Raw genomic sequence first — 12,324 nt, forward strand, 5'->3', positions numbered from 1 at the left:
CATCACCCATTGAGAGGAGTGAACCTCTCAGCCATTAGATCATTAAATTAATAAGGCATGTTACTGGTGTTAAGTAAGCGACTCACCCAACCTTGCTCACTTCCCGCTGCCACATCGCCAGTACCTGAATATGTAATTCTTGCGTCTGCAACACGTTCAGACTCAACCGTGTTATCAGGAGAAATATCTTGCTTACGCACGACACCAGAAAAACGGATATACTCATCCCCCTGATTTAGACGTAACCACTTTTCACCACGCACTGCTAACACCCCATTGGGATAGGCCTTATATACAGTAACGGAAATTGTTCCAGTTAAACTGTTATTTTGATTAGCTGAAGCATTTCCAGAAAAGTCAGTACCTTGCTGCGGTAGGGTTGTATCAACCCTCAACTCTTGCCCAAAAACCGTTGGATTCTCAATGGTTGCAGACGAAGACTTAGAAACTGTTGCTGCATTGGCTTTCGTTGAAGTTGTTGTCTCATTCAGGTTAATGGTCAAAATATCACCAACCTTACTGGCTTTCTGGTCACCAAAGAATACGTCGCCCATACTCGCCTGATAAATACCACCTGTTGGCGCCTGAGTTGGACTCATACCATTTGGGTAAACAGGCGCATAGTAAGGATCATCTGACTGAATAGATTGCGCAATATCTGGTCCATTTAGAGGATCATTAGGATCTGGCACATACCCTTTTCTTGGCTCCTCCGGTGGCTCTGCCTCTTCTGCCGCATCGTCATTATCGTTGACCGCATCAACAACAGCATCCGCTAATGCGCCAGCCGCACCTGCGGCTGCCGCATTAGCGACAGCTTGCTCATTTACATCCCAAGTAAGACAACCTGACAAGCAAGCACTAAACATAACCAAAAAAGCAATTTTTATCTTCATCATATTCCACACGCTACTATAGCTGCTGTATTGCAAAGCTCATCATGCCATCTGCAGACGCAATGACTTTAGAGTTCATCTCATAAGCTCGTTGCGTCGTGATCATATTAACCAACTCCTCAATAGAGTTTACATTAGAAGCCTCAAGCATTCCTTGAGCAATAGTGCCTAATGAATCAGTACCTGGTACACCAACTTGCGGAGGGCCACTAGCATTTGTCTCTGTAAAAAGATTCTGTCCCGCTGAATTCAAGCCTGTCGGATTAATGAAACCGGCAAGATTAATCGCACCAACTTGCTGAGCATCCGCCTCACCATTTTTACGTACTGACACAATACCATCTTCTGCAATCATAATTTCATTCACATCAGGATCTATCTGAATACCCGGTTCAACTACCAAACCACCAGATGTCGCAATCTGCCCCTGGCTGTTCAATTGCAGACTGCCGTCACGTGTATACGCAATCGTGCCATCTGGCTGCAAAACTTGTAAAAAGCCTTTTCCTTGAATAGCAACATCAAGCTGTCTATCGGTCATATTATAATCGCCGTTGGAGAAATCTTTTTGTGTCGCTCCAACTTTCACCCCTGTACCTAACTGCAAACCCGATGGCAACTCTGCATTTTGAGCACTCAATCCACCTGGTGCCCGAACTGCTTTATACATCAGATCTTCAAATACCGCTCTGTCTTTCTTAAACGCTGTTGTTGAAACGTTTGCCAAGTTATTGGCAACCACGTTCAATTGCTTATCCATCGCGCTTAAACCAGTTTTACTGACCCACAATGCTGAATTCATAAAAGCCTCTATTTATATCATTTGTTCTGTGTGTTTACTCAACGATCTTAAGATGAACGCTGTAGTATTCGAGCAGAAGAGTCGGCATTATTTCGAATGGTATCCATCATCTTCACGTTCATTTCAAAACGGCGAGCCAGGTTCATAATGTGCGTCATTTCTTCAACTGCATTAACATTACTACCTTCAATGAAGCCACTTGCGAGCTTAACATTAGGATCCACTTCTAATGGTTGGCCATCACGCGTATGAATTAAGCCATCTTCTTGCTTACGTAAATTTTGTTTATCCGGATTAACCAGCTTTATCTGGTTAAGAACAGCCACTTCATTATTCGCCCCACCTTGAGGGACAATAGAAATAGAACCATCTTCTGTGATGTTGATATTATCTATCGGAGGAAGAAAAATAGGCCCACCAACTCCGGCAACAGGCAAACCTCGTCCTGTTACCAATTGACCAGCGGCATTAATCTGCAAGTCTCCAGCTCGGGTATACGCCTCTTGTCCGCTTTCATCATAAACCGCAATAAAACCGTCACCAGCTATTGCGATATCAAGATTCCGACCCGTTTGAATCATATCACCCTGCGTGTAACGAGTTGCTGGATTCTCTGTCATCGCGTAAGCGCGACTAGGGTAATAATCGCCATACACCTGCATTGAACGAGCTTGCTCAAAGTCAGAACGAAAACCTGTTGTGTTAACGTTTGCCAAATTGTTAGCGTGTATTGTTTGAGCATTCATGGTTTGAACACCACCGCTCATTGCTAAATATAAGGCCTTATCCACTTTAACTCTCCCAAAAGAATTCACACTATTAGACAAATCACCTTCAAGAAACATACCAACTTAGACAGTGGTTTAAAAAAAACAAAAAAAATGCCGAAACAGTAAGACTGCTTCGGCATGAAATCTTCTCTCTCCAGAAAATTAGCGTAAATTTATAATCGTTTGAGTGACCGTATTTTCGGTTTCTAATGTCTTACTGTTTGCTTGATAATTCCGCTGCGCCTCAATCAGAGCAACTAGTTCAGCGGTCAGGTCAACATTTGACTCTTCTAATGCACCACCTTGAATTCTTCCTAAAGTACCACTATTTGGGCGACCAATATCTGCAGGACCTGAACCCTTACTAGCAAGCCAACCTGTATGGCCGTTAGGAACAAGACCGTCGGTACTATCAAAAGTTGCCAACGCAATTTGGCCAAGTGTTGCCGTTTGTTGGTTAGAATAGGTTGCCACCAGCAAACCATCCTCATCAAAAGAAACCCCTTGAAGTTCACCTGCCGAAAAGCCATCCTGATCAAAATTATCTGTATTTTCTAGAGCAAATTGGGTTGATCCAAACAAATCTAAAGGCGTAACCTTGCCGCGGTTAGACGGATCAATCCCTGTAACTTCCAAATTAATTGGCTCAGGCACATTATAAGGGGGCAAACCACGATAAGTACCTCGTAAGTTACCTGCAGCATCAAACCCTACAGTCGTATTCTCTTTCAAAAAGCGCGTTTCGTTGCCAGTCAATGGATCTGTGTAACTCTCTTTACCATCCAAAGTTACACGAAGCTCATAGTCATTATTTTCACCTTGCTTAATGAAGTAATAACCTAAAGTGTGAGTCCCTCCCAAAGAGTCATAAACTGTTCGTGTGTTACCGTAGTTATAAGAATCAACATCCAAAGGATCGAATGCATCACGCGCAACAGAAGTATTATCCCGAATATCAGCAGGCTCAAGAGTTGAAGAGATAGCCACACCTCCCAATGTACCATTTACCTCTAGCGAAGTTTGAGTCAACGCTTCAATATCTGCTGCACCAGGCTCAGTAGCACCGACATAAAGAAGTTGATTTGGCTCTTCAAGTTCACCATCACCATTATAATCCACTCCACCTTCAGAGGTATTATAAGTAGCATAAGTCTCACCCATAAATGGTTCATCAGCGTCATCTTTCAAATTACCATCCACAGTAACATGAACTTGATAGGTATTTGGCAACTCACTCTTAGCATAATAATAAGTGACAACATGACTCTTACCATTGCCATCCACAACACCTTGGGTCTGAGTATAATTATACGAGTCTGGGTTTGTTGGATCAAAATCAGCACTAATAAAGGCTGGCACATCTTTACTGTCTGAGTCCAAGTTCACTTTTAATTCCATAGAAGTCGTTGCTTCAGGTGCAATTCTATCTGTTGGAACTTTTAACTTTTCTAAGTTTCCACCAACAACATTATCTACCGCGTTAAAACCTTGAACATTGCTTCCTGTATTGGTAACTAAAAAACCATTCTCATCCAGTTTGAAATTACCCGCCCTTGTGTATGTCTGAGCAACGCCAGCATCCAACACAAAAAAGCCTGACCCATCAACAGCCAAATCAAGGTTGTTATCAGTATAAGCCAAGTTACCTGGTGCAAACTCTTGGGCAACCTTACTTACACTCACACCTGAGCCAATACTATTACCACTTCCGGCACCTAGAACGCTCGTATTGTAAAGGTCATCAAACTCAATACGCGACTTTTTAAAGCCGGTAGTATCGGCGTTGGCAATGTTATTACCGGTAACACTTAAATAATCGGCAGACGCTTTAATGCCAGACAGTGCTGTATTGAATCCCATAATATTCTCCAATCACCCTAATATTTCTAATTCATTCGTAAGTTTGATTTTGCCGTGGTTTTCCACGTTCAAAACTGTGCCATTTTCACCATTTATGGTGACACCTTGAATTCGCGTTGGAAGCTGAGTACCCATCGCTGACACTTCACCTTTATCATTAGTTGAAGAGGCGGCAAAACGGTATTCGCCAGGCGGCAAAGTATTTCCATCATCATCTAGCTTGTCCCATTTATATTCACCAGAGCTAAGCATGGCTGTTCGAACAAGACGATTATCTGCATCGTATATTTTTAATGTTGCTGACTGTGAATTGTCTGGTATTACAGTTCTCAATTGAACCTCTTCCAAACCATCTGTCACTTTCACACTATTGCCATCCAGCAGAATAGATTTCCCAACCAAAGTTGAAGCACTAAGCGCTTGATTAGAAGTAAGTGAAGTCGCCATATTTTCCAGCTGATCAGAAATACTAGTTAGCCTCTCAAGAGAGCTAAACTGGGACATTTGCGCCACCATATCATTAGTATCTTGAGGCGCAGTTGGGTCTTGTCCCTTAAGCTGCTCAATATAGAGCTTTAAAAAAACATTTTGATCCGCTAACGCCGCCTCGTCTTTTTCAACCTCAGTTTTTTCAATACCTGCTTTTGACTTAGCTGCTTCGGTTCCATATTGGGAGATTAATCCATTAAGACCCTTGGTATCAGATATATTTGCCATCTGTCAGCTCCTATGATTGCCCAAGTGTGAGCATTTTCTGCATCATACTTTTTGCTGAGTTCATAATTTCCACATTTGTCTGGAAAGATCGAGAAGCTGACATCATATCGGCCATCTCTTCTATTGGATTTACGTTCGGGTAAAACACATAACCATCTTCATTTGCCATCGGATGATCAGGCTCGTATCTTGGCTGTAAAGGTGCATCTGATTCAACAATACCGTCAACCTTGACACCTATACCAGCACCACTGTTATCAACCTTAGTATTACCCCAACCATACTGGTGCATACTGTCATTCATCATTTTGGAAAATACAGGCTTACGAGCACGATAAGTTTGATCAGCTGAACTAGCAGCACTATCAACGTTCGCCATGTTACTCGCAACTGTATTTAAACGGACAGTTTGAGCACTCATTGCAGATCCAGATATAGTGAAAATATTACTCAATGACATCGTTATTAATTCCCAGCAAGCGCTTTTTTCATACCGTTAATTTTTCGATCCAAGAACATAAAACTGGTATCGAATTGCAATGAGTTCTGCGCAAATTCAGCTTGCTCTCTCTGCATATCGACCGTATTCCCATCCAATGATGGCTGACTAGCATTACGATACAGCAACCCATCAGACTCACCGGCAGATCCTTCAGCAGATATATGTCGAGAGTTAGTTCCGGCCAATCGCAACCTGCTTTGCTCTTTGTTTAAATGAGCATTAAATGAAATATCTCTCGCCTTAAAGTTCGGTGTGTCTGCGTTGGCGATATTATTTGCAAGAACAGCCGCTCTCGCACTTCTAAACTCCAGCGTTTTGTCGTGTCCTGCAAATGCACTAGCGAAAGATATAGCCATTCAACCCTCAATAAAAAAATTCTTTTTGTGTATGACTAACTTAAAGCAAATATAATGCCAAAAAACAAAAGCCTTTAAAATCAAATACTTATTAAAATAAAACATATGAACGGCAAAAAGCGGCAAGAAAAACGGCAGAACAGATATAACAAAAAGCCCGTCTAACCAAGTTAGACGGGCTTTCAAGATAGAGCTAAAAACATAGCGTTAATTACAAAGCTTTTGCTCTGTAGACAATACCCGGATGACACTGAACGATCTCAAAATAATCAGACAATCCACTCAACGCCTCAGATCCACCGAGAAATAAATAACCACCTGGCTTTAATGAGGCATGCATCCTTTTTAAAATGTCCAACTTAAGGTCGACAGTGAAATAAATCAGAACATTTCGACAAAAAATAACATCAAACTTACCTAACATAGAAAAAGAATCGATAAGATTTAAGTACTTAAAATCCACACGAGAGCTTAGATGAGGTTTAATCTTCCAAGTTAAGTCATTTATTTTATCAAAATAACGACGCTGTAAATCTGCACCAAGACCTCGAGCGATCGCTAAACTGTCGTACTCCCCCTGTTTAGCGTGCTGCAGTATATTAGTACAAATATCTGTCGCCACTATCTTCTCTCCCGGCTTCAATATGCCAGGGCGAGAAGACTTAAATTCTTCAATTACCATACTTATCGAATATGGCTCTTGGCCCGTAGAGGATGCCGCAGACCAAACTTTCAAGGGAGCCGCCGTCATTTCTGGCAACACTTTATCTTTTAGAATCGCAAAAGGGTGAGAATCCCTAAACCAAAGAGTTTCATTTGTCGTCATTGCATTAATGACTTCTTCTTTTAATTTAGAGCCACCTAATCGCTCTAGAGCATCAACCAATTGCTCAATCTTAGAAAAACCTTCTCTCTCCAAGATTTTCCCTAGCCGACTAGCGACTAAATATTGCTTATTATCACTCAGTGAAATACCGCACACTTTCTGTAGGTAGTCTCTGAACCTGATATATCCATTAGGTGTAATTGCATTTGTGCTACTGAGCATTAAAACTCCATAAGTGACAGGTTCAATAAACAAGACTCTATTACATAGAGCTCAAACATCACTCTGATTGCACCTGCACTGTTTCTATCGCTAATCGAGCCAATTCGTCCGGCTGAAACTTCGCTAAAAAGCCATCCGCCCCAACTTTTTTAACCATTGCTTCGTTAAACACACCACTTAAAGAAGTATGAAGAAGAATAAATAAATCCTGTAAACGACTGTCATTACGAATCGCTGTTGTTAACGTATAGCCATCCATCTCAGGCATTTCGATATCAGAAATAACCATAGAAAACTCCTTAGTTACATCTTTACCCTCTGCCACCAATCCCTGAAGATAAGTAAGTGCCTCGCGGCCATCACATAAAACAGTAGTGGCAAAACCAACCTGCTCCATACAACGCTTAATCTGCTTACGCGCAACAGAAGAATCATCAACAATAAGAATATGATGCTTTTGCGCATTCTCAGTTACACCAGCGTTAACAATACCATCAGATATATCCTGACGAGTAGGCGCAACCTCAGAAAGTATCTGCTCAACATCAATAATCTCGACCATTTCTTTATCTACCTGACACACAGCTGTCAGATAATTATCATTAGACAATCCCTTTGGTGGTGGCTGAATATCACTCCAGTTCATATTTACAATACGCTCAACACCACGTACTAAAAACCCCTGAATCCTACGGTTGTACTCGGTAATAATAACAAAGCACTGACTAATATTTTCTATCGGACTTGCTCCCGTAGCCAAACCTAAATCTAAAATAGGAATGGTACCGCCACGAATGTGAGCAACCCCTCTAACCACCGGAGAACTGTGAGGCATGGTGGTTAATTTAGGACACTGAAGTACTTCTTTTACTTTAAAGACGTTAATTCCGTATATTTGCTTACCATTTAAGCGAAACAAAAGCAATTCTAGTCGATTTTCCCCTACTAGCTGTGTACGTTGGTTAACAGTATCCAGAACTCCAGCCATAAACGCCTCCAAAATGTGTAAACATTAGCCTGAGGTATAACCTCAAATTGTTAAAATGCATCATCCAATGATAAAGTGAATTTCATTTTTTTACTAACTATCTTATTTATCACGTAATAATAAACAAAGAGAGCAAATCATGCGAATCTCAAGGCTAAGCATAGCCTTCTTTTGTCTCCAAGCAGGCTTATTATTTGCCGGCCCGATTGAAGAGCAAATCAATCGCTACATAAATCAAGTAGAAATACCTAGGCTATCAGAAATATACCCTAACGCCGTGATTAGTATTTCATTGAATAACAACGCGGCACTAAATTACCTTCCTGACTGTGATAGCAAATCAATACAAATACAAAACCAACGACCTGAAGCAGTCAAACGCACCAATTATGAAATTCGCTGCGACTCACCAACATGGAAGTCGTATGTGCCTGTCACGCAAACCATCATGCTTCCTGCCATAAAAACCATCATCCCAATCAATCGTGGACAAGTAATCAATAAATCAAACACCGATACAGGCGAAGTAGATATATCCAGCTTAAGGGGACATATCTTCACCAAGAAAAACCCACCCTATGGCCTCGTAGCTTCACGCAACTTACGTATCAATACTTTTATCACCGACGACTTAACCACACCGCCAAATCTCATAAAAAAAGGCGACTCAGTACTGATAACCGCACGCAGTGGCACAATTATAGTCAGAATGAATGGCATTGCTTTACAAAATGGCGTAAAAGGTCAACAAATACGTGTTAAAAACACAAGTTCTGAACGAATTATATACGCCAAAGTTGTAACTAACAGTGAGGTTCTTGTAAACTATTGATTAGATAGTGACTGGCAACTTAATAAGTTCTTTTTTTCGTTTTTTTATACTAAAGTATTTATTAACTCGGCCGACAACATAGACAGGCAAATCATAAGCAGGGCGGAAAACCCAATGGCAATACATTTTTCAGGACTATCAAATCAAGGCAACATCAGCAAAAGTGAACGATCACAGAAAGATGATGCCACTAGTAACACGACAAGCAAGAACAACGCTGTTCAAAGCGGGGGCACTCTTGCGGAAGATACAGTAAAATTAAGTGGAACAGCGCAAACACTACAAACTCAGCAATCTAAAATTAACAATTTACCAGATGTTGATATGGATAAAGTGGAACAAATCAAAAACGCTATTGCATCTGGCGAATATAAAATTGACACCCAGAAGCTAGCAAATAATATGGCTTCTATGGATTCGCTGTTCTAGACTGTACGATCTATACAGTCTATAAACGGTTGGTTTTATGATCCCTATCACGCCCATTTTTGTCAGAAGCAAAGAGATACTGCAAGAGCTATCTTCGCTTCTTGATAAAGAACGGTTAGCATATGGTGAGCTGGACAGCGAAGTCATCATCGATCTATCCGAGCAAAAACAAACCCTTCTTGATGAAATGAATTTGCTTAATGAGAAAAGAATCAACATTCTCATTAAATTTGATATTGTCGACCGAAAAAAACCCACCGAAGAAGAATTTAAGAATTGGCTTAATAAACAAGACAGCTCAATGGACAGCGTTCGTCTTTTAATGCAAGAGTGCGAAACATTACTCAAAAAATGCAAAACACAGAATAACACCAACGCCCGTATACTCAATACTCTACAAAAGCGCAATAAACATCTTTTTGAGTTACTTCAAGGTCACAGTAGTAAAAATAAAGTATATACAGCGAGAGGCTCCACTCGCCCAATTAGTAGCAAGCACACACTTGGACGCGCTTAAAAAGCGATAAGAATCAACACCATACTTAACTGACATTTGTATTTCACGCTCGATTAATGTATAAATCCTATCTTAAAATAAGTCCTCATAGGTAAACAGGATATACCGGCCGCCTCCTAAGCAGCTATTCCAGGTTCGAGTCCTGGTGGGGACACCATCTTCAAATTAAGCCACCTAATTCGGTGGCTTTTTTGTGCCTGTAAGCCTTGTATTTACTAGCTTCAATGTCTATTCTCATTTTCAAAGGTTTAAATTAGTTCGTATTTGATCTTGTAGTACCCCTATCAAAAGGGGGTATGTCAGGGGGTATTTTACGAACACCCTAAAACCAATACCCCCATTGAAACGAAAAAAAGGATAGTCTAATGCCACTTACAGACAGAGAGGTGAAAACAGCCCAGCCCAGAGAGAAACAGTACAAACTTAGCGATGAAAAAGGCCTCTATCTAATAGTAACGGCTAATGGCGCAAAATATTGGCGCGTAAAATATCGTTTTTATGGAAAAGAGAAAACCTACTCTATTGGCCCATACCCAGAAGTCAGTCTAAAAGACGCCAGGCTTCAACGAGATGAAGCTCGCTTAACACTTTCTAGGGGAGTAGACCCAAGTGCTCAAAAACAGGCTAAGAAACAAAGCCAAACTGATACAATTAACACTTTAGAAGTAGTGGCTCGTGAGTGGCATAAAATCAAACTAGCCAACCGAAGTGATGGACATAAAAAAACCGTACTTCGACGACTTGAACTTAATATATTCCCTAAAATAGGCCACCGCCCTATTTCATCATTGAAACCGTTCGATCTTCTAGAAGTCCTGCGTAAAGTAGAAGAACGCGGTACTATCGAAACCGCACATAAATTACGTGGTTACTTATCAAACATTTACCAATACGCAGTTGCTACAAGTCGAGCAGAGAGTGACCCAGCAGGAGCACTTAAAGGCGCAATGAGAACAACTCAAACAAAACATCATTCGGCTCTAACGAACCCAAGAGATGTGGGTATGTTGATGCTCACAATAGACAATTATGCCCACCAATCTAGAGTAACGCCCGTAGTTGTAGCCGCCTTGAAATGCTCCGCTCTATGGCCCTGCCGACCAAAAGAAATACGTACCTTAGAATGGGATCAAGTAAATTGGGAGAAAAGCCAAATTGAAACAGTATCAAGCAAAACAAATACCGACCTAATTATCCCACTAGCTAAACAAGCTCTAAGCATTCTTAAAGAACTTCATTCTGTGACTGGCAATGGAAAGTATCTATTCTCAAGTGCTAGAGGACAAAGCAGACCACTCTCAGAAAATGGTGTAAGAGTAGCTTTACGTAATATGGGCTACACCAACGATGACATGACACCACATGGCTTTAGAGCAATGGCAAGAACCTTGTTAGATGAAGCTCTTGGCTATCCTCCTCACATAATAGAGCAACAACTGGCGCACCAAGTAAGAGATCCATTAGGCCGTGCATACAACCGTACCCAGCACTTAGAGCAAAGAAGAACCATGATGCAGCATTGGGCGGACTACCTTGATCAACTGCGACTTGAAGCAAGTGAGGGGAATGTAATTAGCGCCAATTTTAAACAAGCCTGATACTGAAAATCCGTCAATTTCAAACCCAGAATTCTTATCAAAAAGGCATAAATAGAAATCCACCTATTGAAAGGATAAGCAACCTTAAAGCCCCTTCAGCCCACCCCTTCAAGGAAAAACACAACAAAACCACATTAGATACAAAAATTTACAATTTTGTTTTTCTCTCAAAATGGAACTATATGGGACAGCATGGGACTGTATGGGACTTATCCTTAACAGACTTTCGTCAAGCGCTAGAAAATCAACGTATTGCGGCCCTAAAAGCCTCAGGGCATCCTCCTTAGAACAAGTTCAAACCACTAAGGAGAAACATTATGCAAAGCACACCTTTCATTATTGACCGCCGAGAAGTCGAACACTTAACTTCTCTTCGTAAAACAACCATCTACAAGTTAATCAAAGAAGGAAAATTCCCTAAACCACTTCGCATTAGCCCTATGCGAGTAGCCTGGCGGTTAACTGATATTGAATCATGGGTTCAATCACTCGAAGAACCAGATATGACAATAAAAGCTTAAGGGGGAAGTATGAAACAAACAAAAATGTCCCTTTTAGTGGCACAAAGGTTAAGAAGTGAAAAAATCACATACAAAAAACCTAATCGAATAATTGCGTTTTCAACGCTACAAGTACTGTCGATAAATACTTTGAAAAAAATCAAAATTTATAGAGAGCAACATCTAACTTTTTCCATTGGCGTACACACAAAACAAGGATCCACATGCGAAAAGCCCGCCAGCAAAAAACACAACAGAGGTATAGAAGATAACTTCTTCTCTACTCCATTTTTAGACAAAAACATGCTTTCGAGATTGTCTCATAGAATCATCGAATCAGATCCGCCTGTATGCCTTGATACATATGAAAAAAAGCCATTTCAAGTGATGGCTTTTCACTCGGTTCTTCATAGTATAGTTACCTTACTTTTAACTAAAATCAATCCAAGTAATAAAAGAAATGGCGCGCGGTATGGATTGGTTGTTTTTCAAATTAGGTGAAGAAGATT

At 40.8% G+C, this 12,324-nt stretch carries 15 protein-coding genes and 1 tRNA gene; 7 read left to right on the forward strand and 9 right to left on the reverse strand.

The genetic code is table 11. From position 1 onward, the window contains the following. Positions 1–47: 47 nt before the first annotated feature. The 9 genes from KDW99_RS16235 to KDW99_RS16275 form a co-directional block, all read right to left on the reverse strand. Positions 48–899 (reverse strand): flagellar basal body L-ring protein FlgH, encoded by an 852-nt coding sequence (locus KDW99_RS16235; RefSeq protein WP_255826151.1) that lies wholly within the window; start codon positions 897–899, stop codon positions 48–50. 13 nt (positions 900–912) lie between these two features. Continuing rightward, a complete protein-coding gene (gene flgG, locus KDW99_RS16240) occupies positions 913–1,698 on the reverse strand; it encodes a flagellar basal-body rod protein FlgG (protein WP_255826152.1) in 786 nt (261 codons plus the stop codon). Between the two features lie 47 nt (positions 1,699–1,745). Further along, positions 1,746–2,489: a flagellar basal-body rod protein FlgF gene (flgF, locus tag KDW99_RS16245; protein ID WP_255826154.1), complete on the reverse strand. Its 744-nt coding sequence runs from the start codon at positions 2,487–2,489 to the stop codon at positions 1,746–1,748. Between the two features lie 141 nt (positions 2,490–2,630). Further along, entirely contained in the window at positions 2,631–4,328 is a 1,698-nt protein-coding gene (locus tag KDW99_RS16250) for a flagellar hook-basal body complex protein (RefSeq protein ID WP_255826155.1), read from the reverse strand. 12 nt (positions 4,329–4,340) lie between these two features. Then, positions 4,341–5,045, reverse strand: a complete 705-nt coding sequence (locus KDW99_RS16255; protein WP_255826156.1) for a flagellar hook assembly protein FlgD — start codon at positions 5,043–5,045, stop codon at positions 4,341–4,343. A 10-nt stretch (positions 5,046–5,055) separates the two neighbouring features. After that, positions 5,056–5,505: a flagellar basal body rod protein FlgC gene (flgC, locus tag KDW99_RS16260; protein WP_255826157.1), complete on the reverse strand. Its 450-nt coding sequence runs from the start codon at positions 5,503–5,505 to the stop codon at positions 5,056–5,058. 5 nt (positions 5,506–5,510) lie between these two features. Beyond that, complete coding sequence (gene flgB / locus KDW99_RS16265; RefSeq protein WP_255826158.1) at positions 5,511–5,903, reverse strand: flagellar basal body rod protein FlgB; 393 nt, start codon at positions 5,901–5,903, stop codon at positions 5,511–5,513. A 211-nt stretch (positions 5,904–6,114) separates the two neighbouring features. Continuing rightward, a complete protein-coding gene (locus tag KDW99_RS16270; protein ID WP_255826159.1) occupies positions 6,115–6,951 on the reverse strand; it encodes a CheR family methyltransferase in 837 nt (278 codons plus the stop codon). A gap of 58 nt (positions 6,952–7,009) precedes the next feature. Then, positions 7,010–7,939, reverse strand: a complete 930-nt coding sequence (locus KDW99_RS16275; protein WP_255826160.1) for a chemotaxis protein CheV — start codon at positions 7,937–7,939, stop codon at positions 7,010–7,012. 139 nt (positions 7,940–8,078) lie between these two features. Between KDW99_RS16275 and flgA the strand changes: the two genes are divergently transcribed. The 7 genes from flgA to KDW99_RS16310 all read left to right on the forward strand — a co-directional run bounded on the left by flgA (position 8,079) and on the right by KDW99_RS16310 (position 12,316). After that, entirely contained in the window at positions 8,079–8,771 is a 693-nt protein-coding gene (flgA, locus tag KDW99_RS16280; RefSeq protein WP_255826161.1) for a flagellar basal body P-ring formation chaperone FlgA, read from the forward strand. A 114-nt stretch (positions 8,772–8,885) separates the two neighbouring features. Next, a complete protein-coding gene (gene flgM / locus KDW99_RS16285) occupies positions 8,886–9,200 on the forward strand; it encodes a flagellar biosynthesis anti-sigma factor FlgM (RefSeq protein WP_255826162.1) in 315 nt (104 codons plus the stop codon). Positions 9,201–9,237: 37 nt separating this feature from the next. Beyond that, complete coding sequence (locus KDW99_RS16290) at positions 9,238–9,717, forward strand: flagella synthesis protein FlgN (RefSeq protein ID WP_255826163.1); 480 nt, start codon at positions 9,238–9,240, stop codon at positions 9,715–9,717. 81 nt (positions 9,718–9,798) lie between these two features. Further along, positions 9,799–9,874: transfer RNA gene (locus tag KDW99_RS16295), tRNA-Arg, on the forward strand. A gap of 208 nt (positions 9,875–10,082) precedes the next feature. Further along, positions 10,083–11,315, forward strand: a complete 1,233-nt coding sequence (locus KDW99_RS16300) for a tyrosine-type recombinase/integrase (RefSeq protein ID WP_255826165.1) — start codon at positions 10,083–10,085, stop codon at positions 11,313–11,315. 317 nt (positions 11,316–11,632) lie between these two features. Continuing rightward, on the forward strand, positions 11,633–11,836 hold the full coding sequence (locus tag KDW99_RS16305) for a helix-turn-helix transcriptional regulator (protein WP_255826167.1): 204 nt from the start codon (positions 11,633–11,635) through the stop codon (positions 11,834–11,836). 9 nt (positions 11,837–11,845) lie between these two features. Next, positions 11,846–12,316 carry a hypothetical protein gene (locus KDW99_RS16310; RefSeq protein WP_255826169.1) on the forward strand — a complete coding sequence of 157 codons (471 nt, stop codon included), beginning with the start codon at positions 11,846–11,848 and terminating at the stop codon, positions 12,314–12,316. The last annotated feature ends 8 nt before the right edge of the window (positions 12,317–12,324 follow it).

Source organism: Marinomonas rhizomae (assembly GCF_024397855.1).
GTDB classification, from domain to species: Bacteria; Pseudomonadota; Gammaproteobacteria; order Pseudomonadales; family Marinomonadaceae; genus Marinomonas; species Marinomonas rhizomae_A.